Genomic DNA, 22765 nt, shown 5'->3' on the forward strand with positions numbered 1-22765 from the left:
CGGTGGGGCGGTCCGCGTCAAGACGTCAGGCCCGGCCTCCCCCGCGAGGGGAGGCCGGGCCTGCGGGGAGTCCGGGGAATCCGGACCGCGGCGGTCAGGACTCCTGGTTGCGCGGCTTCTCGGCCCGCTCCGCGTTGCGCTCCTTGATCCGCACCGCTTCCTTGCGGACCTCGGCCTGGGTGGCCCGCTCCCGCTGGAGCCACTCGGGGGCTTCCTGCTTCAGTGCTTCGATCTGCTCGGTGGTGAGGGGCTCGGTGACTCCGCCACGGGCGAGGCCCGCGATGGAGACGCCCAGCTTGGAGGCGACCACCGGCCGGGGGTGCGGACCGTTGCGGCGCAGCTCCTGGAGCCACTGGGGCGGGTCGGCCTGGAGCGCACTCAATTCACTGCGCGAGACGACACCCTCCTGGAACTCTGCGGGGGTGGCCTCGAGGTACACGCCCAGCTTCTTCGCCGCGGTCGCGGGCTTCATCGTCTGGGTGTTCTGGTGCGACGTCATGAGGTCAAGGGTATCGAGCGTGTGCACGGGTTCCGACCACGCCCGGTAACCTTGCGGGGTGACAGGCTCGGAAGTACCCCATGCGTTCCGGCTCGCTTATGTCCCCGGCGTGACCCCTGCCAAGTGGGTGCGGATCTGGAACGAGCGGCTGCCCGACGTCCCACTGGCCCTCGCCCAGGTGTCCTCCGCCGAGGTGCTGGGCGTCCTGCGCGCCGGGGACGCCGACGCGGGATTCGTCCGGCTCCCGGTCGACGGTACGGACCTCAGCGCGATCCCCCTCTACACCGAGACCACGGTGGTCGTCGTCCCCAAGGACCACATCGTGGCGGCGGCCGAGGAAGTCACCACCGAGGACCTCGCCGACGAGGTCGTGTGGCATCCCCTCGACGACACCCTCGACTGGGAGAAGCTGCCCGGACAGCCCGCGATCGAGCGGCCCGCCACGACGGCGGACGCGATCGAGCTGGTGGCGGCGGGCGTGGGCGTACTCGTCGTGCCCCAGTCCCTGGCCCGTCTCCACCACCGCAGGGACCTCACCTACCGTCCGGTCACGGACGCCCCCACGTCGCGGGTCGCGCTGTCCTGGCCGCAGGAGGAGCCCACTCCCGATCTGGTGGAGGAGTTCATCGGGATCGTCCGCGGCCGGACGGTGAACAGCACGCGGGGCCGTCAGCAGACCGCGCCGCAGCCCAAGGCGAAGCGCAAGGCGCCGGAGAAGGCCACGGGTACGGGCAAGGGCGGCGCGGGGGCCCGGCGCGGGGCCGCGGCCGCGACGGGGAAGCCGGCGGGGAAGAACCCGCGAGGGGGCTCCGGAGCCGCCAGGGGCGGCAGCGGAGCGAAGGGCGGCAAGGGCGGCAAGCCCCGCCGGCGTCCGTAGGGCCGGAGCCCGGGGCACGCCGGGGACGGGCCGGGCTGAACCGTCGGTGGACCGGCCGGTTCGCCCACGGCCTGGCTTCGGGGGTCGCGATCGCCTCGCGGTGTATGCAGGAGGGATGGATCTCCGGCCGCCGCTCACACGTCATCACCGGCCCCGGCAGCTGAGCCACGCGCAGCTGGTGGCCCCGTTCGCGCTCATCGCGGTCGTGACGGTGGTCGACATCCTCGCCCCGCCCGAGGTGCACCTCGGGCCCTTCCTGGCCGCCGCACCGGCCATGACGGCTTCGTTCGCGGGGCCCCGGATGACGGGTTTCGTGGGTCTGGTGGCCGTGCTGGCCCAGGTGATCGTCTCGGTGACGCGCACCACCCTGACCGACCTGAACCACACCTTCCAGATCATCGCGCTGGTCATGATCTCGGTCTTCGTGACCTTCTTCGCCCACCTGCGGGAGGTACACGAGAAGGAGGTGGTGCAGCTGCGCACGGTGGCCGAGACCGCCCAACAGGTGGTCCTGCGGCCGCTGCGCGACCGGATCGGCCCGCTGGGCGTCGCCTCGGTGTACCTGGCCGCGGCGGCGGAAGCCCGGATCGGCGGCGACCTGTACGCAGCCGCCCGCACGGCCACGGGGACGCGACTGATCATCGGCGATGTGCGCGGCAAGGGCCTGGAGGCGGTCGGGGACGCCGCGCTCGTACTCGGTGCCTTCCGGGCCTCCGCCCACCAGGAGGCCGAGCTCTCCGGACTGGTGGACTACCTGGAGGCCGCGGTCTCCGCGGACCTGGACGGAGGGAACGAGGGCGAGAGCTTCGTGACCGCGGCCGTGCTGGAGATCCCGGACGACGAGCCGGTGCTGCGCCTGGTCAGCTGCGGGCATCCGCCGCCGCTGGTCCTGCTCCAAGACGGCTCAGCCATGGGGCTCGAAGTGGACCGGCCCGCGCCGCCGCTCGGTCTCGCCGGGCTCATGACCGGGGCGGTCACCGCCCAGACCTTTCCGTTCGGGCCGGGTGACGTGCTGCTCCTGTACACGGACGGGGTCCTGGAGGCGCGCGACCGGGCGGGCACCTTCTATCCCCTCGAGGAGCGTGTCGCCGCGTGGACCGGCATGCGCCCGCAGGCCCTGCTGGACCACCTGTGCGAGGACCTGCTCGCGCACGCGGCCGGGAACACGCTCGACGACGACGCCGCGATGGTCGCGGTCGAGCGGCCCGCGCGGCCCTGACGCACGGGCCACGACCCGGCCGACCCGGATTTGCCAGAATCGGCTCATGCTGACCATAGGGACGATCGTCATGGGCGCCGCGGACGTGCGGCGGGCCGCGGAATTCTGGTCCGGTGCGCTGGGTTACGTGCCGCGCGGCGGCGAGGTGGACGACGGCTGGACCGTCCTGGTCCCGGCTGACGGCGGCGGGCCCGGACTGGCCCTCGGGCGCAGCGTCACGCCGCTCCAGGAACACCCCCGCGTCCACCTCGACCTGTACGCGGCGGACGCGGCCGAGCAGGCGGCGGAGGTGGCGCGCCTGGTGGCGCTGGGGGCGCGGCACGTGGACTGGGACTCGTACCCGGAGGACCCGGACTTCGTGGTGCTGGCGGACCCGGAGGGCAACCGCTTCTGCGTGATCGACGCGACCCACGGCTGAGGCCGGCGCGGCAGGGCCGGCGCGGCAGGGCCGGCGCGGCAGGGCCGGCGCGGCAGCGGCGCCGATCCCCCTGGTGCGCCGCCAGTTTTGCACCGCCGCGCGTGAGGGGCGGGGGCTGTCGGCATCGCGTGTCCGCGGGTGGCCGCCTACCGGGGTTCCTGGGCCGCCAGACGGCAGGCGCCGGTGGCCGCGCCGCCCGGGACGCCGGCTTCGGTGAGGCCGTTCACGCAGCCCTGCAGGTCTGCGACCACACCGCGCCGGCATGCGGCCGTGACGGCGTCGGTGGTCTCCGTGCCGGCCTGCGCGGCCATCTGCGTGCAGGCCGGGATGTCCGCCGGGGCGGTGGGGGCGGCGGCGACGATGCCGCCGAGCGTGAGAACGAGGCCGGTGAGGACCCCGGCGGTTCGGATGGGCCTTCGCATGGAACACACCTCGCCCGCGGTCGTTTCCGGGCGGGACGGCGAGGAGCCGGATCCCTCCTGACTCCACCGTACGGCCGGAGGCACCAACCCACACCGCGGGGTCGCAACGCCGCTACCTGATGCCCCGCTTTCCCCTTCCTTAAGCGGAACCTAAGACTCATCGAGGCCGCACCGAAACGAACGAATGTCCGTTTCCGGGCGGCTAGCGTGCTGCCGAAACCCCAACTCCCCAGTAACACAGAGGCAGGCACGCGATGGGCAGCACAGTCGGTCACCGGCGCAGGACGAGTCGTACGGCCAGGGTCACGGGCGCGATCGTGGCGGCGGCGGTGATCGGCGGCGCGGCCTTCGCGCTCACCGGGACCGCCCACGCCGGCTCCGTCGGCGCCGTCTACACCAAGTCCAGTTCCTGGAGCGGCGGTTACACCGGGCAGTACGTCATCACCAACAGCACCGGCCAGGCCCAGTCGGGCTGGACGCTGGAGTTCGACCTGCCGGCTGGTACGAAGATCGACTCGCTCTGGAACGGCACGCACACCGTCGCCGGGCAGCGCGTCACCGTGAAGCCCGCGAGCTGGAACGGGCAACTGGCGGCCGGCGCCTCTGTCACCGTCGGCTTCGTCGCGAGCGGCTCCGGCGCGCCGGGCGATCCGACGGGCTGCCGCATCAACGGGGTGAAGTGCTCCGTGGACCAGGGCGCGACGGCCCAGCCGAGCGGGCGCCCCACCGCCCGCCCCACCGCCACGGCGGCCCCCACAGCCACGGCGGCCCCGACCGCGTCGGCGACCTCCGCCGCGCCGACCGGCACCGCGGCGCCCTCTCCCACGGCTACCGCCCCCGCCCCGGCCGGCGGCGGCGCGCGGTTCGCCCCGTACGTGGACACCTCGCTGTACCCGTCGTACGACCTCCTCGACACCGCAGCCCGGACCGGCGTGAAGGAGTTCCACCTGGCCTTCATCACCTCCGGCGGCGGCTGCGCACCGCTGTGGGGCGGCGTCACGGATCTCGCCAGCGACAAGGTCGCCGCGCAGATCGGTGCGCTGCGCGCCAAGGGCGGCGACGTACGGGTGTCCTTCGGCGGGGCCGCCGGGCACGAACTGGCCCTGAACTGCTCCACGGTGGACGACCTCGCCGCGGCCTACGGAAAGGTCGTCGACCACTACCGGCTCACCAAGGTCGATTTCGACATCGAGGGCGCGGCCCTGCCGGACACGGCCGCCAACGCGCGCCGCGCACAAGCCATCGCCAAGCTCCAGAAGGCCCACCCGGGCCTCGACGTGGCCTTCACCCTGCCCGTGATGCCCGAGGGCCTGACCCAGCCGGGCGTGGCGCTGCTGGCGGACGCCCGGAAGAACGGCGTCCGCGTCGACGCCGTCAACATCATGGCGATGGACTACGGCCCGGCGTACAGCGGGGACATGGGGCAGTACGCGATCCAGGCCGCGACGGCCACCCAGGCCCAGATCAAGGGTGTGCTCGGGCTCTCCGACGCGGCGGCGTGGAAGGCCGTGGCCGTCACGCCGATGATCGGTGTCAACGACGTGACCAGCGAGATCTTCACCGTCGCCGACGCGACGCAGCTCGTGGAATTCGCGGCGTCGAAGGGGATCGGCAGGCTGGCGATGTGGTCCGCCACGCGTGACAAGCAGTGCGCGGCCGGAGCCGTCAACCACGCCGATGCCACGTGCAGTTCGATCCTTCAGCAGCCGCTGGCCTTCACCAGGGCGTTCGCCGCCCTCAAGTAGCGGACGCCCTGGCCGGCCTCTGCCGGATCAGGCCAGGATGCCCGCACAGGTGGCGATGTCGAGCGCCGCGTCGGCGCGCGGCGCGGGGCGGCCCTCGATGTCGGGAGCGGTCAGCAGGGCCGTCACCGCGTCGGCGTCGGCCCTGGCGTGTCCTCGAGCCCGTGAACCCCCGGAGCAGCAGTGCGGAGTCGGCGTGCCCTGCGACGAGGCGGGCCGGGCGTACGGCCCGTCCCGGCCGGAGAGTCCGGCCGGGACGGGCTCGGTGCTACGGCCTTCAGGTGTTGATGCAGGTGTTGCCGGCGGCCGGGTTGAGCGCACCGATCACGTTGATGCTGTTTCCGCACACGTTGATCGGAATGTGGATCGGGATCTGGACGACGTTGCCCGAGAGGACGCCCGGCGAGCCGACCGCGTAGCCCTCCGCGACGGAGTCCGCCGAGGCCGAGGACGCACCGCCGATGACCGCCAGGCCCATCACCAGGGCGAGGCCCGCACTCTTCCAAACACGCGACACGTGGAATCTCCTTGTCGTGCACGACGGCGCCTGAGCACCGCACGGCCCCGAGGGGGGCCGCCCCTCCTTCTTCGGCATCCGACCACGGCCGACCGAAGCCAGGACGGCCCTGTTCGCTCGAAGAGGTGTCCCCTCGGCCTCCGTTTGGAGGTATGAGCGGCGCGGTGGAGCGCCTGCGCCTCCGGCCCGAACTCCCTGTTCGAGCACACCGGTTCGCGTGGCGGGCGAGTTCCGCGACCGTAGAGCCGGAAACGTGGCGGGGCCGTCGCACCGACCGCGCGGGCGCCGCGTTCCGGCCGGTGTCCGCTCGCGAGCTCCGGTTCAGTATGCGTCATTTCGACGATCCGGCAGGCGATGGCGCGATCCGGCGGCCGAGGGTGCCACCACGGCGCCGCTCCGGCGCCGCCGTGAGCGCGATCCCGGCCCGGCGTCGCTCTCGAACCCGCCGCACAGTGACTCAAAGTCACCAATGACGCCGCTCGGCCGGGGCGACTGCCTCGTGCAGGCCATGGTGCCCGGCCCGGCCGAGGACCCGGCCGGGCTGCTCGCCCGGCTGCTGGCCGAGTCCGGCCTCGCGAGGCGGCTGCGCCGGGCGCCCCGTACCGCGGTGGCCCTGGAGGCGGCGCCGCGGATCCACCTCGCCCCGGCGGTCCCGCCCGCCGCGGGCCGCGGCGGCGTGCTGGTCGTGGGCGCGGGCGCCCTGCGCCAGGACCCCCTCAGCGGCACGGGCACCGCACAGGCGCTGCGTACGGCGATCCTCGCCGCGGCGGTGATCGACGCGGCCGCGGCCGGCACGTCCGCGGGCGCACTGTGCGCCCACTACGCACACCGCCTGCGCGCGGCCCACCGCGACCACCTGGCCACCTGCCTGCGGCTGTACGCGGCTGCTTTCGGGTCCGATGCCTGGCGGGACGAGATCGACGCCACACGCAGAGCACTGGGCGGCTCCGCGCCGGTACGCTTCCGGGTCGATCGGACCGTGCCGTTCCCGAACCCGCCCAGGAGCCACCACCCAGATGATCTCCCTCCGCGAAGTACGCGACAGTGACCTGCCCGCCTTCTGGGAGCAGCTCTCCGACCCGGCGGCGCACCAGGTGGCCGCGGTCACCAGGGAGTACCACTACGAGCGGGGCCGCTTCGAGAGCCATTGGGCGAAGGTCCGCGCGAGCCCCGACGTCCTCGTGCGCACCGTGCTCTCCGGGGACGAAGTGGTGGGGCACGCCGCGGTGTACGGGCCGCCGGACGAGCGGGAGGTCACGTACTGGATCGGTCGCGCACACTGGGGGCGCGGGATCGCCACGAAGGCCCTCGCGGCGCTGGTCGCCCTGGAGGGCACCCGCCCGTTGCACGCCCGCGCGGCGGCCGACAACACCGGGTCGATCCGGGTGCTGGAGAAGTGCGGCTTCGTCGTCACCGGGCACGAGCGGGGCTTCGCCCGTGCGCGGGACGGCGAGATCGACGAAGTGCTCCTCACTCTGGAGTGAGGCCCTGTCGAGGCCGCGCGCGGCGGCACCCGGTCCGCTTCGAGCGGACCGGGTGCTCGCCTGTTCGCAGCGTCACGCGGGCTTCTGCGACCAGCTCGTGCACAGGGACCAGATGATGAACACGTCGATCGCGATGATGATGATCGACCACCACGGCTGGTAGGGAAGCCACAGGAAGTTCACGATGATGCTGAGGCCGGCGAGGGCGATGCCCGCGCCCCTGGCGACGTTCGAGCCGAGGAACAGGCCCACTCCGGTCAGGACGACGACGAGTCCGACGATGAGGTGGATCCATCCCCAGGCCGTCAGGTCGAACTCGAAGACGTAGCTGCCGAGGCGCGCGTACACGTCGTCCTCGGCGATGGCCGCGATGCCCTGGAAGATCGCGAGGCATCCGGTCACCACGAGGAGGACCGCGGCGAAGAACGTGCCGACCGCTCCTCCGGTTCCGTCACCACCGCTGGACAGCGGTGCGGTGCCCGGCGCGGGGCCGGTATTCCAATTTCCCCCGGTCGGTGTCGACTGGCCCATCGAACTCACCTCACAGTTGGCGGTACCGCGCCGGACACACCTCGCAGTGTGGTCCGGCCGACGGCTTCTCGTGATCACCCGCAGCGGGTGGTCCTCCCTTCCGGGTCACGGGGCGGGCACGGCGTCAGGCAGGTACCTGGCGCATTTCGAGCACCCGCAGGCCCAGGGACTGGAAGCGCGTGAGGAGCCCGTACAGGTGTGCCTCGTCCGCCACGAAGCCGAGGAGGAGCGTCTGCTCCCGGACCGGGATCCGGTCGAGCTCGGGGAAGTTCGCGGCGAGTGTGTCCGGCACGACGCCCGAGATGCGGAACTCGTAGCGCATGAGAGCACTCACTTCTCTCCGAAGGATGACTTCACGTGCCTTGCCCTGCCCTGCCATGGTGGTCCCGGACCCGTCGCCCTGCATCGCCCGGTACGGGCGATAAGCCGCCCCTAGAGCAGTCCGAGATCCTGGGCGCGGTGGACGGCGTCGCTGCGCCGGGTGACGCAGAGCTTGCGGTAGATGCTCTTCAGGTGGGTCTTGACCGTGTTGGCCGACACGTACAGCTCGGCCGCGATCTCCTCGGTGGACAGCATCCGTGCGGCTTGGCGCAGCACCTCGGTCTCCCGCGCGCTGAGCGCCTCCACCACGGGCGGCGGCCCGTCCGGCGCCGTCGGCCCGTCGGCCGGACGGCTGTGGCGCGGGGCCGGCCGGGGGGCCTCGCGGAGGTTGCGGCGCACCCAGGGCCCGCTCTCGGCGAACGGCCGGCGCAGCTCCTCCGGCCGGGCGAGCTCCACGGCCTCGGCCAGCTTCCGCTGCGCCTCACCGGTGTGGCCGGCCGCCGCGGCGAGCTCCGCCCCGAGCAGCCGGGCACGCACACGTGCCGGCGCCGAGAGGCCGTCGTCGGCAGGCAGGCCCGCCAGCTCACGCGCGGCCGGCTCGGTGTGGCCGGCCGCCAGCAGGGCGCGGGCGCGGGCCAGCGCGGGCGCGGGCCGCCCGGCGGGTGCGGCGTCGAGGACGCGCAGGGCCGCCGCGGCGTCACCGCGCGCCAGGTGCGCGGCCGATTCGGCCACGACCAGCGCGTCCGCCGCCCATGCCGCGCAGGGCACCGTCATGGGGGCCGTCCCTCCCGGACCGAGGCGGGCGAGAACGGCGAGCGCGGCCTCGGCGTCGCCCTCGGCGGCGGCGATCCGGGCGCCGATGACGGCGGCCTGGACCGCGGCCGCGGGTTCGGGGCGGGGTGCGGCGGCCGCAGTCGCGGTCGCCAGGTCCAAGTGGGAGCGGGCCGCCCGCAGATCGTCCTGCTCGACGGCGACGCCCGCCAGGACGAGGTGACCCGTACCGGACCGGCGCTCGGGCGGCAGCGCCGACTGCTCGGCGACGACGAGCGAGGCACGGGCGTGCTCGGCGGCCTGCCGCAGTCGGCCGCGCAACAGCTCGGCGAGGGCCAGCGAGCCGAGCGCGTCGCAGAGCGGATACTGCGTTCCGAGCTCCGTGCCCGGCTCCGTCGCGGGCTCTGCGCAGGCGTCGACCGCGGCCGTGAGCGCGCTGTGCGCGCCGTCGAGCCGTCCGGCGCCGAGCCTCACCGCGCCGAGGGCCGCGAGGAGCAGGGCGCGGATCTCGGGGCGGGCGGCGACCAGTGGGGGTGGCAGCTCTCCGAGTACGCGCTCGGCGTCGGCCGCCGCGCGCTCGGTGGCTGCCGGGTCGGCGTTCGCGCGCCCGGCGAGGACCCCGAGGAAGGCGCGGCTGAACCTGGCGGCCGCGCCGGATCCGGCGCCCAGGTGGGAGTCCGCGCGCCGCACCGCTTCCTCGTAGCCGGGGAGATCCTGTACGACGAGCCGGGCGGCCGCGCCGACCAGTGCGGGCGCGGCACCCGGCGCGTCGGCGGGCAGGGGTGCGAACGCCCGGTTCAGCTGCTCGGCCTCCAGGCCTGTGAACAGCCGGCCGATCGCCAGGTCGTCGACGAGCCGGCCCGCGGCGAACGGCCAGTCGCCGGCGGCCGCCCCCTGGACCACGGCCTCGTTGAGCCGGCCGGTCCCGGCGAGCCAGCGCGCCGCCAGGCCGTGCAGTTGCTGCTCCAGGCCGGGGTGGCGCTGGCGCAGGTGTGCGCGCAGGACCTCGGCGAACAGGGGGTGGAGCCGGTACCAGGCGGATGCGTCGACCTGTTCCAGGAAGGCGTTGTCGCGGGCCAGTCCGGCGAGGGTGCGGGCGGCGTCGTCGCGGCCGGTCAGCGCGTCCGCGAGGTCGGGGTGGACGCGGTCCGCGACGCTGACGCGCAGCAGCAGGTCCTGCGTGGCGGGCGGTTGCGCGTCCAGCACCTCTTTGAGCAGGTAGTCGGCGATCGTGGTGCGGTCGGCCGCGAACTGGCGGACGAAAGCCTCCGGGTCGGGGCTGCGCTGCATGGCGAGGGCGCACAGCCGCACGCCGGCGGCCCACCCCTCGGTCCGTTGCATGAGCAGCCGGACGCCGGCCTGTGAGATGTCGAGTCGGTGCTCGGCCAGCAGGGCTTCGGCGTCCGCGGGGGTGAACCTGAGGTCGGCGTGCCGGATCTCCGCGATCTCGCCGGCCGCCCGGTAGCGGTGCAGTGGGAGCAGGGAGTCCGTCCGGCTGGTGAGGACGATGCGCAGCCCTCCGGCGGCGTGCCGGAGCACGAAGTCCAGTCCTTCGGTCAGGGCGGGCGGCTGGGCCGTGTCGAACTGGTCGAGTACGAGGACCACGGGCCGTGCGGACCCGGACTCGGCCAGCCCCGCCGCGAGACGCACCAGGAAGGACTGGGTGACTCCTTCGGCGCGGGTCGGTCTGCCCACGGCGGCGGGCAGCTCGACCCCGCCCCGGTGGAGGGCCTCCAGGAGGTAGGCCCAGAAGACGCCGGGGGCGTCGTCGGGTTCGACGGTCAGCCACAAGGGGGGTCGAGGGGCGCGGCCGCCGGCCGCCGCCCAGTGGGCGGTGAGCACCGTCTTGCCCGAGCCGGCGGGACCGTTGATCAGGGTGAGCGGGCCCTGCACACCGGCCGTCAGGCGTCTGAGCAGCTCGGGCCGGTGGACGAGGGTCTTCGGCACGGCCGGTGCGGTGAACCGGGCCGTGAGCATCGGGTCGCACTGCTGCGGTCGGGCCACAGGCACCACTGAAGCCGTGATCGGTCGTGATCACCAGTTGTGTCACCCGGTACGGGTGAGGTGCGGGCTCACTGCTGGGTTCGCTGCGGGGCGGGTCCGGGCTCCCGCGGGTCGTCGGCGGTGCCCAGCCGGTGTGCGAGCACGTGCTCGTGGGCCAGTACGTATCCCAGGGCGATACCCATGGTGACGACGACGAAGAACATGATCAGCCAGGAGAGCACAACGAAGACCGGCCCGAGGCCGCCGAACTGCTGGAGACTGTGGTTCAGGGCGCGGGGCATGTAGAACCTGGAGCCCCAGCTGATGAGGCTCGCCCCCACCGCGACCAGGACGGCGCCGGGCAGCAGGGGCAGCCACGCCACGCGGCCGCCGAGCAGGAGGTGCTGGGTCCACCACCACAGCAGGAGGCCGCTGATCAGGGAGACGACCGCGCCGAGCACCGGGCCGGCCCCGAACGCCTGCTGTATCGGCCCCTGGAACAACAGGGCGGTCAGCCATACCAGGAGCCAGGCCACCCAGCGCCAGGCCGCGAGCCGGGCGCCCGCCTTCGGCAGGTGCCACGCGCGCTCGCAGGTCCGCTGGAGGGCGCGGCTGCAGGCGGTCGCGGACAGCAGGGTGACCACGACGCCCACCACCCCGGTACTCGCGATGGTCGCCGTGTCCTCGCCGCTGTTGTGCACCACCGAGCGGATCTCGTCCAGGGCCGGTCCGGTGAGGCCCAGGGTCGCGCTGAGGGTCGAGACGAGCTGCTTGCGCATCCAGTCGGGTGCGAGCGCCCCGATGACGAAGATGGCGGGGATCGCGCCGAGGAAGGCCTGCGCGGCCAGGCGGGTGGCGCAGTCCAGCAGGTTGACCCGGGCGAACTGTTCGAGGATCCGGCCCAGGAACGGCGTGTACCTGCGCATCCAGGCCGGCATGGTGAAGCGGGGCGGCTTGTCGCGCGGCTCCGACACGGTGACGGCTCCTTCCGCGGACGGCGCCTGTCGGCTGCGGTGGCCCTCCATGAGCAGGATGGGGCAGCCCGGGAGGTCCGGCACGTCGGCAGGGCCGCCCGCACGGGGAAAAGGAGCGCGGACGCGGCGGCTCCGCGCCTACGATCCGGGCTGAGCCCTCTGAGAGAAGGAACGATGGAGATCATCTTCCGGAAGCTTCCGGACAACCGGCACGATCTGGAAGTGCGTGACCGGCGGGGCCCGGACGTGCGGCTGTTGCCCCGGGCGACCGGACCGACCATGCCCCACGACCTCGTGCACGCGGCGGTCGAGAGCGCGCTCGGGATCACCGACGGGTTCTGGGGGGCCATGGCCCGCGGCGCCACCTTCGAGGGGTTCGAGAGGGCGGCCCCGTCCCGCCACCGCCGGTCGGGGATGAAGATCCTCCGACGCGGCGGCGACGCGGTGATGCGGGCCGAACTCTGCGTCAACTGGACCTACCGCGTCTGGTCCGGGCTGGGCACGCAGGGCCGGGGAGTGGGCCGGAGCCCGCTCGACGAACGGCAGGTCGCCCTGGCGTGCGCGGCGCTCGACCGTGCCGCCGAACGCTGGTCGGGCGTGGCGGAGGGCGGAACCCTCACCTGGCGCTGGTGAGGGCCGGGGCAGGGCCGGTCCGGGTTTCGAGAGCGGCCGGCGCCGCCCGCCGCCCGCCGCCCGCTGCCCCTCGCCCGCCGCCCCCCTCTACCGCCCCTGGGGTCCGTCCAGGAGGGCGATCTCGTGTTCCAGCGGACCGAGTTCCATCCGGTGGCCGGTGTCCAGGAGGGTGATCTCCCTCTGCACCCCCTCGAGTTCCTCCTGGTGCCCCATGGCCGCCAACTGCAGCCGACAGGCCTTGAGGACGACTACGAGCAGCTGCGCCCTCCCGGCATCCAGGGAGTACATCCGGCGTGCCGCCTCGAGCGCCTCGGTCCGCAGGGCGAGGGCCGTACCGGGCTGGTCGGCGAATTCCTGGCGGCTGTAGCTGCACAGCGCCCGGGCCAGCAGGGGCAGGTACGCGAGCGGGCTCACCTGGGCGAGCACGCGGTAGGCGGCGACCTCCTGTCGGACGGTCAGGGCCTGGGAGCCGAGGAGGGCCACTCGGGCTCGGAGTACCGCGTCGTGACTGATGTGCGCCGTGTGATTCATGACGCTGATTCTGAAAGCCGCACAGGAGCCCAAACAAGGGCAATCGACTGTGCCCTTGGTCCTACGAAAACCCGCTCTGACCTGTCATGATGGGTACGTCTTCACCTCTGCGCCCGCACGGCGGCCGAGTCAGCCGGCGAGGAAGGACAGCCGCACCTGGCGGCGGGGGTTGTCCCGGTTGGTGTCCACCAGGGTGACGGACTGCCAGGTTCCGAGTTCCAGCGTCCCGTCGATCACCGGAAGCGTCGCGTGGGGCGGGACGATCGCGGGCAGGACGTGGTCGCGTCCGTGGCCCGGGGATCCGTGCCGGTGCCGCCACCGGCCGTCGGCCGGCAGCAGGGACTCCAGGGCGGTCAACAGGTCGTCGTCGCTGCCCGCTCCCGTCTCGATGACGGCGAGCCCGGCGGTCGCGTGCGGAGTGAAGATGTTGAGCAGTCCGCTCCGGCCGCGTGCCACCTCGCTGAGGAAGGCGGCGCAGGCGGAGGTCAGGTCGTGGACGGTCTCCCGGTCCCCGGTCGTCACGTCGATGGTGCGCGTTGCGAAGGTGTCGGCCATGGCACCATCCTCCCGCCGCACCACTGCGGGGCGACGCAACCGGGCCGGGGCGGGCCGGCTCCGGACCCAGCCCCTCCCCCGCCGACGGGCGACCCGTCCGGCTTTCCGAACCCGGGGAGCCCAGGGCCGTCACGGACGCAGCGCCGATCGCGCGGCCCGAGTGGGCCCCTCTGGCGGAGAAGGCGTCGGACGAGCGGGCGAAGCCCTGCGGTCGCGCCGGGAACCCCCTGGTCAGCGACCCATTCGGCGCTGCTCGCCGAACCGGAGCAGCACCCGCACCAGACGCCACACGCCGGCCGACACGGCGAGCAGCCCGCCGACCGCCAACACGCCCTTCTCCGCCGAACCGGAGATGCCGAGGGCCAGGACGAGAGTCAGAGCGACGGCAAAGACCACCGCAGCCAGCACGGCTGCAGTCACCAGGGCGAAAACGATCTCCACCGTCATTGCGTCTTTTTCCCACCGCGACTCGCGCCCCATGTCCATGCCGCAAGTCTCACATCCCGGTCAAGCCGCCGCGCCCGGCGCTGCGGCCGACTTGCGCGGTCCGTCACCGCGGCAAGGTGCTGCGCAGGGGGCCGCGGCCCGGTGAACGTCTCCGGCCACAGCACCGGCCGACGTCGGTGACACGGTGTGCGTCGGCGACGGGAAGTCGCCTTCTCCGCTTCCGCATTGAGCTGGCGGTCCGTCAATGGGGCTGTTTTCGGGACTGATTCGCCGAGCGGGCAGTTGGATCCGCGTCCGGCGGCCGCCGGACGGGCTGCGCCGTCACTGCACGCTGAAGCGATGGGGGTGGGCGGGGTCCCGGGGGCAGGCGAAGACGTTGAGCTTGCCGTAGTTGCCCACGGCGACGCCCGTCGGCCGGTGCGCGTCGGCCCCCGCCTCGGCGGGCAGGGGGCGCCAGCTCTCGCTGTCGGAGCGCCACTCGTACGAGTCGACGGTCAGCAGCAGCCGCATCGTGTGGCCGCAGTCCCCGCAGTCCGTACTCCCGGGCCCGGTCACGTTCCACGCCGCGTGCCCGCCGGCCTTCCAGCCGGGCGCGACCGACAGGTCGCCCTGGTAGCTCGGCCGGGCGGCGTCCTCCTCCTCACCTCCGTCCTCGTACGCGGCCTCCTCCTGCGCGTCCTCCCACTCCTCCACCCGGGCGCCCAGTTCGCCGGCCAGCAGCTCGATGTACGGGTACTCGGTGACCTGTTCGGGATGCAGCATGCACGGCGCGGGCAGGTAGCCGTCGAAGCCGACGCGCTCGGGGCGCGGCTGCGGCGCCAGCACCTCGCGCACGTCGGCCGACCGCCGCCACTTCAGCCGCACGTGCATGCCGTGCCGCGTGGGCCCGTGGAGGTCGAAGGGGCACCACAGCACCTGGAGGAGGTCGCAGCCGTCGGGCCCGGCCGCCAGGTCCGGCACGTCCCGGGAGTACAGCTGGGCAACCGCGAGCAACGGCCCGCCGTACGGGTGCGGCTCGTCGCACACCGGCCACGGCTCAGCGGCCGGCCACAGCAGCGGACCACCGACGTGGCTGTCGCGCGCCGTCGGACTCCCTGCGCGGGGGTGCAGCCTGGTCGCCGTCGCGCGGTGGGCGGCCAGCCCGGGGAAGAGCGCCTCGGCGTCCAGCGGCCGCGGCGGGGTGGTGAAGGTCATGCGGCCGAACCTACAAGCCGGCGCCGCCGGTGCGTTCTGCGGGTGTGGGAAGGCAACCGGAGCGGGCATACCTTTCATACTTCCCCCCACCGCTCGTGCAGCCTTCGGTTGAAAGGATGATCGGTGACCTCTCAAAGCATTCATCAGTCCTCTGATGGGCATGTACCGGTGCTCCGTGGCGACGCGACAGTGGAGTGGGCGATGGGCCTGGTGATGGCCCTGACACCCTGCGGGACCCGTGAGGCGCGGCTCGTGCTGGCGGCGGCCGCCGAGCTGGCGCGGGTACCGCTGGCGGAGTTCGCCGCCGCGGTGGTCGCGGGCGCGCGCGGGGAGCCCGCACCCGCCCGGTGGGAACGGGCGCTGCGGCGGGCGGTCGAGGCCTCGAGGAACCCCCGGCCCGGGCCCGAGGGCGGGCGGGGCGTGGGGCTGCTGCCCAGCCGGGCCCGGACCGGGGACGTGCTGGCCCGGTTCCGGGCGGCCCGGGACCGCCTCGCCGCCGCTCCCGGCGACAGCGCGGCCCGCGGGGCCATGGACGACGTGGCCTACACCCTGTGCGTGCTGATGGGCCGCTCGACCGTCCACGAAGCGCTCCTGGCGGCCGAACGGCACCTGGCGGGGCCGGACTGACCGCTGGTGGAGTGACACCGCGGCGAGGGGCGGGCGCGGCGCGGGGACATAGTACGGCCGGCGGGCCGATCCCCGGCTCCGCCCCCTCCCCCGGGGCGGCCGTGTGGGGCGTCCCGTCACGGGTAGGCGCCGCACGTACCAGCCGTGCGCACATGAGCGGTCGGCATGCCCCGCGGAAGCGGGACGCGGGAACGGCGGTACGAGAACGGCGCCGAGGAGCGGCGCACACCCGATGACGGCGAAGGAGAACACGATGGCACGGCACGGACAGTCCCACGGCCGGCGGCCGACCACCCCGTCGCAGGCTCCGGGCGAGAGCGGTGACCGCGAGGCCCGCCGCGAGGCGGACGAGGCCGTCCGGCGCGATACGGGGGGCGGGGACGGCCGGGAGGCCGACGCCCATACCGCGAAGCGGCAGCGGCCCGGCACCGGGCGCGAGGAGCAAGTACGCCCGCACCCCCCGAAGGGCGAGCGGCCTGCGCCGGACGGCCCTGACCACTGAGCCGGTCGGCGCAGGCGGCGGATGATCAGGGCGATCCCGGGGTAACCGCACCGGGTGATCACATTCGGCGTCGAAGAGGAATACCTGCTGGTGGACCCGGTGACGGTGCTGCCGGTCCCCGGGGCCGAGTACGTACGCAGGGCGGCCGGGCTCGGGCCGATCGCGGAGGACGGCGAAGTCCAGGACGAGCTGCTGCAGGCGCAGGTCGAAGTCGCCACACCGGTCTGCACGGAACTGGAGGAGGTGGGCGGGCACCTGCTGCGGCTGCGGCACGCCGTCGCGTCCGCCGCCGAGGAACACGGCTGCCGCGTCGCCATGGCGGCGACCGCACCGCTGCGGGACGCGTCGGCGGTGCCGGTCACCCGCAAGCCCAGGTACCTCAGGATGGAGGGCCAGGCGCGGCAGCTGGTGGACGAGCAGCTGATCAACGGCATGCACGTCCACGTGGGGGTGCCCGATCCGGCGACCGGGGTCGCGGTGCTCAACCGCATCCGGGTGTGGCTCCCGACGCTGCTGGCCATGTCGGCGAACTCTCCCCTGTGGGACGGCAAGGACACCGGCTTCGCGAGCTGGCGCACGATCGTCTTCGGCCGCTGGCCGGTCAGCGGCCCGCCGCCGTACTTCGACGGGCTCGACGACTACGAGCGGCGCGTCGACGCCCTGGTCGGCTCCGGGGTGATCGCCGACCGGGGCCAGCTGTACTGGCAGGCGCGGCTCTCCGACCGCTTCCCGACCATCGAGGTGCGGTGTCTGGACGTGCAGTTGCGTGCCGACGACGCGGTGATGCTGGCCGGCCTGGTACGGGCGCTCGTCGCGGTCGCCCTCGCCGAGGAGAAGGCCGGGGCCGCACCGACCCGGTGCCGGCCGGAGCTGCTGCAGGCCGCCAACTGGCACGCGGCCCGGCACGGCCTGAACTCCACGCTGGTCGACCCCGACGGGCGCTGCCGCAGCAGCGGGGACGTGCTGTACTCCCTGCTCGCCCACGTCGCTCCGGCGCTGTCCGAGTCCGGCGACGAACGTGAGGTCTCGTCGCTCGTGCACCGGCTCCTCCAGGAGGGGACGCCGGCCGACCGGCAGCGCCGCGCCCTGCGGGAGGGCGGCATGCCGGCCCTGCGGAGCCTGATCGTGGGCGACTCCCCGTCCGGCTGAGGCCCGGGACCGCCACGGCGACGATGCCGGGGCCGCAGGCCTGGCAGGAGCCACGGCGGTGTCGGGCCGGCGCCGGGCCCGCGGTTCGCACCGTGCGATGCTGGGACGCATGACCCTGGAAGACCTGGTGAGGCTGCGCCGTGCCCGGGACGTGATCGACCGCGACTACGCGGAGCCCCTGGACGTACCGGCGCTCGCGAAGGTCGCCCTGATGTCGCCGGGGCACTTCTCCCGCAGCTTCCGCGCCGCCTTCGGGGAGAGCCCGTACAGCTATCTGATGACGCGCCGCGTCGAGCGCGCGAAGGCGCTGCTGCGCAGGGGGGACATGAGCGTGACGGACGTGTGCTTCGCCGTGGGGAGCACCTCGCTGGGGTCCTTCAGCTCGCGTTTCGCCGAGCTGGTCGGCGAGAGCCCGAGCGCGTACCGGGCCCGCGCGCACGAGGCGGGCGAGGCCATCCCGGCGTGCGTCGCCAAGTACATGACGCGACCGGTCAGGGGCGGTGAGCCGAACAGGGGCGGTGAGCCGAACAGAGGCGGTGAGCCGGTCGAGGATCCGATCAGGAATGGAGAAGCGAAATCGACGGGCGCCTCGTAGCGTCGGAGCCATGAACATCAACCTCTCGCAGTGCTTCATCGCAGTCGACGACCACGACAAGGCGATCGCGTTCTACCGCGACGTCCTCGGCCTGGAGGTACGCAACGACGTCGGGTTCGAGGGGATGCGCTGGGTGACCGTCGGCTCGCCCTCGCAGGACGTCGAGATCGTCCTCGAACCGCCGCTCGCCGATCCCGGCGCGCCCGCCGCGGACCGGCAGGCGATGGCCGAGCTGCTGGCCAAGGGCATGCTGCGCGGCGTGATCTTCTCCACCGACGACGTCGACGCCACCTTCGAACGCATCCGGGCCGCCGGCGGAGAGGTCATGCAGGAGCCCATCGACCAGCCCTACGGTGTCCGCGACTGCGCCTTCCGCGACCCGGCCGGCAACATGCTCCGCTTCAACCAGCCCCGCAAGCAGTAGGAACCCCTTCCCCCACGGGCCGCGGTCACGTTCGCGTGACCCGGCGTGCCCGTGACCCCCGGCCCGCCCCATGGATGGAGACACGTCAAGCATGGCCACGAGGAAGAGCACGCAGCCCCCCGGCCGGCACGCTGCCGACAGTCACGATCTGATCCGCGTGCACGGTGCCCGCGTGAACAACCTCAAGGACGTCAGCATCGAGATCCCCAAGCGCCGGCTGACGGTGTTCACCGGGGTCTCCGGCTCGGGCAAGAGCTCGCTGGTCTTCGACACGATCGCCGCGGAGTCGCAGCGGCTGATCAACGAGACGTACAGCGCCTTCGTCCAGGGCTTCATGCCCACGCTGGCGCGGCCCGAGGTCGACGTGCTCGACGGGCTGACCACCGCGATCATCGTCGACCAGCAGCGGATGGGCGGCGACCCCCGCTCGACGGTCGGCACCGCGACCGACGCCAACGCGATGCTGCGCATCCTGTTCAGCCGGCTCGGCAAGCCCTACATCGGCTCCCCGAAGGCGTTCTCCTTCAACGTCGCCTCCATCAGCGGCGCGGGTGCGGTCACCGTGGAGCGCGGCGGCCAGACCGTGAAGGAGCGCCGCTCCTTCAGCATCACCGGCGGCATGTGCCCGCGCTGCGAGGGCCGGGGCTCGGTCACCGACCTCGACCTCACGCAGCTCTACGACGACTCCAAGTCGCTGAACGACGGCGCGCTCACCGTCCCCGGCTACAAGCCGGGTGGCTGGAGCTACCGGCTCTACAGCGAGTCGGGTCTCTACGACCCCGACAAGCCGATCCGCAAGTACACCAAGAGGGAGCTGCACGACTTCCTCCACCGCGAGCCGGTCAGGATGAAGATCGCGGGCATCAACATGACCTACGAGGGCCTCGTCCCCCGGATCCAGAAGTCCATGCTCGCCAAGGACCGGGAGTCGATGCAGCCGCACATCCGGGAGTTCGTGGACCGGGCGGTCACCTTCACCACCTGCCCGGACTGCGACGGCACCCGGCTCACCGCGGCGGCCCGGTCATCGAAGATCAAGAAGATCAGCATCGCCGACGCGTGCGCGATGCAGATCAGCGACCTGGCCGCATGGGTCGACTCCCTCGACGAGCCCTCCGTGGCGCCGCTGCTCGCGACGCTCCACCACACCCTCGAATCGTTCGTCGAGATCGGGCTCGGCTACCTCTCCCTCGACCGTCCCGCGGGCACGCTCTCCGGCGGCGAGGCGCAGCGCGTCAAGATGATCCGCCACCTCGGGTCCTCCCTCACCGACACCACGTACGTCTTCGACGAGCCCACCACCGGCCTGCACCCGCACGACATCCAGCGCATGAACGGCCTGCTGCTGCGGCTGCGGGACAAGGGCAACACGGTGCTCGTGGTGGAGCACAAGCCGGAGACGATCGCGATCGCCGACCACGTCGTCGACCTCGGCCCCGGCGCCGGCACGGCGGGCGGCAGCGTCTGCTTCGAGGGCACCGTCGACGGGCTGCGCAAGGGCGGCACCATCACCGGCCGGCACTTCGACGACCGGGCGGCCCTGAAGAAGACGGTGCGCGAGCCCACCGGCCGACTCGAGATCCGCGGCGCCACGACGCACAACCTGCGCAACGTCGACGTCGACATCCCGCTGGGCGTCCTCACCGTCATCACGGGGGTCGCCGGCTCGGGAAAGAGTTCGCTGATCCACGGTTCGATCCCGGCCGGCGAGGGTCTCGTGTCGATCGACCAGGGCGCGATCCGCGGGTCCCGGCGCAGCAACCCGGCGACCTACACGGGTCTGCTCGACCCGATCCGCAAGGCCTTCGCGAAGGCGCACGGCGTCAAGCCCGCCCTGTTCAGCGCCAACTCGGAGGGTGCCTGCCCCACCTGCAACGGCGCGGGAGTCGTGTACACCGACCTGGCGATGATGGCCGGTGTCGCGACCACGTGCGAGGACTGCGAGGGGAAGCGGTTCCAGGCGTCGGTGCTGGACTACCACCTGGGTGGCCGCGACATAAGCGAGGTGCTCGCGATGCCGGTGACCGAGGCCCTGGAGTTCTTCGGGTCCGGTGAGGCGGCCACGCCGGCGGCGCACCGCATCCTCGACCGGCTCTCCGACGTCGGGCTGGGCTACGTCAGCCTCGGCCAGCCGCTCACGACGCTGTCCGGGGGTGAGCGGCAGCGGCTGAAGCTGGCCACGCACATGTCCGACAAGGGCGGGGTCTACGTCCTCGACGAGCCGACCACGGGACTCCACCTCGCCGACGTCGAGCAGCTCCTCGGCCTGCTCGACCGGCTCGTCGACTCGGGCAAGTCGGTCATCGTCATCGAGCACCACCAGGCCGTCATGGCGCACGCCGACTGGATCGTGGACCTCGGTCCCGGCGCGGGCCACGACGGCGGCCGGATCGTCTTCGAGGGCACCCCCGCCGATCTTGTCGCCGACCGTTCCACCCTCACCGGGGAGCACCTCGCGGCCTACGTCGGGGCCTGACCGCCTGGTGGGCTCCGCGGCGCCGTGACCGCGGGGCCCGCGTCCGATCAGGTCGCGTACGGTGCGTACGCGCGCGGGAGGGGCCGGTGCGCGGAAGGCTTGCCGGGTGACGGTGACGCTTCGCGGATCAGCCGGCCGGCTTCCCGCCCGCCGGTCCCTCCTCACGGTGTGCGCCCTGGCGCTGGCCGCCGCGGGGTACGCGCCGCTCGGCTGCGCCGGGCGGCCGGGACCGGCGCCGGTCGGCGAGAGGGTCCGCACGGACGCCGGAGCGGTGCGCGGTGTGCGGTCGGGTCCGCACCTCCTCTTCCGGGGCATCCCGTACGCGGGCGCCCCTAAGGGGCGGCACCGGTGGGCGCCGCCCCGTCCCGTACCGCCGTGGAAGGGGGTCCGGGACGCGACCTCGCCGGGGCCGCTGTGCCCGCAGGTCGCCTCGCCGTACGCCCCGATCTCCAGTACCGAGGAGGACTGCCTGGTCCTGAACGTGACCACGCCGCCCGCGGCGGACCGGGGCCGGCCGGCCCCCGTACTTGTCTGGATCCACGGGGACGGCTCCGTGGGCGGCGGCTCCTTCTTCGACGGCCGCCGGCTGGCCGCGCGCGGCCTGGTGGTCGTCACCGTCAACTACCGGCTCGGCGTCTTCGGCGGCTTGGCCCTGCCGGGCCTGGAGGGCTCCGGCACGTTCGGTCTGCAGGACCAGCGGGCGGCGCTGGCCTGGGTGCGGAGGAACGCGCGGGCCTTCGGCGGGGATCCGGGCAACGTCACCGTCGCGGGCGTGTCCTTCGGGGCGTCGGCCGTCGCCGGGCATCTGACGTCGCCCGCCTCCGCGGGGCTGTTCCACCGCGCGGTCATGGCGAGCGGCGAGGGCGCGATGGACATGCCGCCCGGTGCGATGGGGCCGGGCGTACCGGGATATCCGTGGTACGTGTGGCGGACCGGGCGGGAGATGGAGGACATCACCACGGCGGTGACGGCGTCCCTGGGCTGCGGTGACGACCGCCCGGAGGGCACCTTGGCCTGCCTGCGCGCCCTGCCCGTCCGCAGGATCCTGGAGGTGCCGTACGTCATGAACGCCTTCCAGGCGCTGGGGTACGGCAACGCCACCCTGCCCGAGCTGCCGCCTGCGGCGCTGCGGGCCGGACGGTTCCACAAGGTGCCCGTCCTGTCGGGCGCCACCCGCGACGAGCACCGCGTCTTCGTGGCAATGTCGTACGACGCGGCCGGGAGGCCCTTCACCGAAGCGGACTACGACCGCTCGCTGCGGACCGCGTTCGGCGCGGCGTCCGCGGCGCGGGTGCGTGCGGCGTACCCGCCGGATGCCTTCGCTTCCCCGGCTCTGGCGTGGGCCGCGGTGGTCACCGACCGGATGTGGGCGCGCGGCACGCAGGCCCAGCATGACGCGCTCGCGCCGTACGTGCCCGTGTACGCCTACGAGTTCGCGGACCGCGGCGCGCCGATGTTCCTCCCGCTGCGGGCCGGCTTCGCCTTCGGGGCCTTCCACGCCGGGGACGTCCCGTACCTGTTCGAGGACGAGGCCGCCGAGCCGCGGTTCACCGCGGAACAGCGCCGGCTGTCGGCCGCGATGACCGGCTACTGGGCGGCGTTCGCCCGTACCGGTGCGCCGCGGGGGGCGGGCCTGCCCGACTGGCAGCCCCACCGCGTGGACCGGCCGTACACGCAGTCCCTGGCACCGCGGCGGATCGCTCCCGTCGACTACCGCCGGGAGCACCGCCTCGGCTTCTGGGACGGCCTTTCCTGACGCGGTCCGGCACACCCGCCGGCCCTGCCGCACAGGTTCGGGCCAACTCTCCCTGTTCGCGGACGAGTTGTCCCTGCGCTGGCTATGTTCTACGGGGCTCATCAGTTCGCCCCAGGAG

The 22765-nt window shown here is 73.4% G+C and carries 25 protein-coding genes; 14 read left to right on the forward strand and 11 right to left on the reverse strand.

The window, feature by feature from the left end:
* Positions 1 to 94: 94 nt before the first annotated feature.
* Positions 95 to 499 carry a DUF5997 family protein gene (locus ACZ6JS_RS21915; RefSeq protein WP_469300106.1) on the reverse strand — a complete coding sequence of 135 codons (405 nt, stop codon included), beginning with the start codon at positions 497 to 499 and terminating at the stop codon, positions 95 to 97.
* A 58-nt stretch (positions 500 to 557) separates the two neighbouring features.
* Here ACZ6JS_RS21915 and ACZ6JS_RS21920 point away from each other — a divergent pair, with 58 nt between their 5' ends.
* The 3 genes from ACZ6JS_RS21920 (at position 558) to ACZ6JS_RS21930 (ending at position 3013) form a co-directional block, all read left to right on the forward strand.
* On the forward strand, positions 558 to 1376 hold the full coding sequence (locus ACZ6JS_RS21920) for a LysR substrate-binding domain-containing protein (protein WP_469300108.1): 819 nt from the start codon (positions 558 to 560) through the stop codon (positions 1374 to 1376).
* Between the two features lie 115 nt (positions 1377 to 1491).
* Positions 1492 to 2595 carry a PP2C family protein-serine/threonine phosphatase gene (locus ACZ6JS_RS21925; protein WP_469300110.1) on the forward strand — a complete coding sequence of 368 codons (1104 nt, stop codon included), beginning with the start codon at positions 1492 to 1494 and terminating at the stop codon, positions 2593 to 2595.
* A 46-nt stretch (positions 2596 to 2641) separates the two neighbouring features.
* On the forward strand, positions 2642 to 3013 hold the full coding sequence (locus ACZ6JS_RS21930; RefSeq protein ID WP_469300112.1) for a VOC family protein: 372 nt from the start codon (positions 2642 to 2644) through the stop codon (positions 3011 to 3013).
* Positions 3014 to 3159: 146 nt separating this feature from the next.
* On the opposite strand, the gene ACZ6JS_RS21935 is transcribed toward ACZ6JS_RS21930, so the two are convergent.
* Positions 3160 to 3435 (reverse strand): hypothetical protein, encoded by a 276-nt coding sequence (locus tag ACZ6JS_RS21935; RefSeq protein WP_469300113.1) that lies wholly within the window; start codon positions 3433 to 3435, stop codon positions 3160 to 3162.
* Positions 3436 to 3689: 254 nt separating this feature from the next.
* Here ACZ6JS_RS21935 and ACZ6JS_RS21940 point away from each other — a divergent pair, with 254 nt between their 5' ends.
* Entirely contained in the window at positions 3690 to 5180 is a 1491-nt protein-coding gene (locus ACZ6JS_RS21940) for a glycoside hydrolase family 18 protein (protein ID WP_469300114.1), read from the forward strand.
* Positions 5181 to 5454: 274 nt separating this feature from the next.
* On the opposite strand, the gene ACZ6JS_RS21945 is transcribed toward ACZ6JS_RS21940, so the two are convergent.
* A complete protein-coding gene (locus ACZ6JS_RS21945) occupies positions 5455 to 5694 on the reverse strand; it encodes a chaplin (RefSeq protein ID WP_469300115.1) in 240 nt (79 codons plus the stop codon).
* Positions 5695 to 6163: 469 nt separating this feature from the next.
* Between ACZ6JS_RS21945 and ACZ6JS_RS21950 the strand changes: the two genes are divergently transcribed.
* Positions 6164 to 6742 (forward strand): hypothetical protein, encoded by a 579-nt coding sequence (locus ACZ6JS_RS21950; protein ID WP_469300117.1) that lies wholly within the window; start codon positions 6164 to 6166, stop codon positions 6740 to 6742.
* Positions 6711 to 7178 carry a GNAT family N-acetyltransferase gene (locus ACZ6JS_RS21955; protein WP_469300119.1) on the forward strand — a complete coding sequence of 156 codons (468 nt, stop codon included), beginning with the start codon at positions 6711 to 6713 and terminating at the stop codon, positions 7176 to 7178. The genes ACZ6JS_RS21950 and ACZ6JS_RS21955 overlap by 32 nt, the downstream gene beginning before the upstream one ends.
* Positions 7179 to 7250: 72 nt before the next feature.
* On the opposite strand, the gene ACZ6JS_RS21960 is transcribed toward ACZ6JS_RS21955, so the two are convergent.
* From ACZ6JS_RS21960 to ACZ6JS_RS21975, 4 genes are all read right to left on the reverse strand, one after another.
* Positions 7251 to 7709: a DUF7144 family membrane protein gene (locus ACZ6JS_RS21960; RefSeq protein WP_469300121.1), complete on the reverse strand. Its 459-nt coding sequence runs from the start codon at positions 7707 to 7709 to the stop codon at positions 7251 to 7253.
* A gap of 124 nt (positions 7710 to 7833) precedes the next feature.
* A complete protein-coding gene (locus ACZ6JS_RS21965) occupies positions 7834 to 8031 on the reverse strand; it encodes a hypothetical protein (protein WP_469300533.1) in 198 nt (65 codons plus the stop codon).
* Positions 8032 to 8141: 110 nt separating this feature from the next.
* Positions 8142 to 10805: a helix-turn-helix transcriptional regulator gene (locus tag ACZ6JS_RS21970; protein ID WP_469300123.1), complete on the reverse strand. Its 2664-nt coding sequence runs from the start codon at positions 10803 to 10805 to the stop codon at positions 8142 to 8144.
* Between the two features lie 68 nt (positions 10806 to 10873).
* On the reverse strand, positions 10874 to 11758 hold the full coding sequence (locus ACZ6JS_RS21975; RefSeq protein WP_469300125.1) for a YhjD/YihY/BrkB family envelope integrity protein: 885 nt from the start codon (positions 11756 to 11758) through the stop codon (positions 10874 to 10876).
* Positions 11759 to 11932: 174 nt separating this feature from the next.
* Here ACZ6JS_RS21975 and ACZ6JS_RS21980 point away from each other — a divergent pair, with 174 nt between their 5' ends.
* The gene (locus ACZ6JS_RS21980; RefSeq protein WP_469300126.1) at positions 11933 to 12391 is read left to right on the forward strand and encodes a hypothetical protein; all 459 of its coding nucleotides are present in this window, start codon (positions 11933 to 11935) and stop codon (positions 12389 to 12391) included.
* Between the two features lie 87 nt (positions 12392 to 12478).
* Here the strand turns inward: ACZ6JS_RS21980 and ACZ6JS_RS21985 are convergent, their stop codons facing one another.
* From ACZ6JS_RS21985 to ACZ6JS_RS22000, 4 genes are all read right to left on the reverse strand, one after another.
* On the reverse strand, positions 12479 to 12922 hold the full coding sequence (locus ACZ6JS_RS21985; protein WP_469300127.1) for a hypothetical protein: 444 nt from the start codon (positions 12920 to 12922) through the stop codon (positions 12479 to 12481).
* A 129-nt stretch (positions 12923 to 13051) separates the two neighbouring features.
* Positions 13052 to 13477, reverse strand: a complete 426-nt coding sequence (locus tag ACZ6JS_RS21990) for a secondary thiamine-phosphate synthase enzyme YjbQ (protein WP_469300129.1) — start codon at positions 13475 to 13477, stop codon at positions 13052 to 13054.
* A 231-nt stretch (positions 13478 to 13708) separates the two neighbouring features.
* The gene (locus ACZ6JS_RS21995; RefSeq protein WP_469300130.1) at positions 13709 to 13963 is read right to left on the reverse strand and encodes a DUF6332 family protein; all 255 of its coding nucleotides are present in this window, start codon (positions 13961 to 13963) and stop codon (positions 13709 to 13711) included.
* Between the two features lie 282 nt (positions 13964 to 14245).
* Positions 14246 to 15118, reverse strand: a complete 873-nt coding sequence (locus tag ACZ6JS_RS22000) for a YwqG family protein (RefSeq protein WP_469300132.1) — start codon at positions 15116 to 15118, stop codon at positions 14246 to 14248.
* A 201-nt stretch (positions 15119 to 15319) separates the two neighbouring features.
* On the opposite strand from ACZ6JS_RS22000, the gene ACZ6JS_RS22005 reads away from it, so the two are divergent.
* The 7 genes from ACZ6JS_RS22005 (at position 15320) to ACZ6JS_RS22035 (ending at position 22647) form a co-directional block, all read left to right on the forward strand.
* Entirely contained in the window at positions 15320 to 15745 is a 426-nt protein-coding gene (locus tag ACZ6JS_RS22005; RefSeq protein WP_469300134.1) for a DUF5133 domain-containing protein, read from the forward strand.
* Between the two features lie 253 nt (positions 15746 to 15998).
* Positions 15999 to 16247 (forward strand): hypothetical protein, encoded by a 249-nt coding sequence (locus tag ACZ6JS_RS22010; protein WP_469300136.1) that lies wholly within the window; start codon positions 15999 to 16001, stop codon positions 16245 to 16247.
* A gap of 54 nt (positions 16248 to 16301) precedes the next feature.
* A complete protein-coding gene (locus ACZ6JS_RS22015; RefSeq protein ID WP_469300137.1) occupies positions 16302 to 17396 on the forward strand; it encodes a carboxylate-amine ligase in 1095 nt (364 codons plus the stop codon).
* A gap of 109 nt (positions 17397 to 17505) precedes the next feature.
* On the forward strand, positions 17506 to 17991 hold the full coding sequence (locus ACZ6JS_RS22020; protein WP_469300139.1) for a helix-turn-helix domain-containing protein: 486 nt from the start codon (positions 17506 to 17508) through the stop codon (positions 17989 to 17991).
* A 10-nt stretch (positions 17992 to 18001) separates the two neighbouring features.
* On the forward strand, positions 18002 to 18415 hold the full coding sequence (locus tag ACZ6JS_RS22025; RefSeq protein ID WP_030027260.1) for a VOC family protein: 414 nt from the start codon (positions 18002 to 18004) through the stop codon (positions 18413 to 18415).
* Positions 18416 to 18506: 91 nt separating this feature from the next.
* Positions 18507 to 20891, forward strand: a complete 2385-nt coding sequence (locus ACZ6JS_RS22030; protein WP_469300140.1) for an ATP-binding cassette domain-containing protein — start codon at positions 18507 to 18509, stop codon at positions 20889 to 20891.
* A gap of 106 nt (positions 20892 to 20997) precedes the next feature.
* Positions 20998 to 22647, forward strand: a complete 1650-nt coding sequence (locus tag ACZ6JS_RS22035; protein ID WP_469300142.1) for a carboxylesterase/lipase family protein — start codon at positions 20998 to 21000, stop codon at positions 22645 to 22647.
* Positions 22648 to 22765 lie beyond the last annotated feature (118 nt).

The sequence above is a fragment of the Streptomyces sp. NPDC046349 genome, assembly GCF_055587885.1.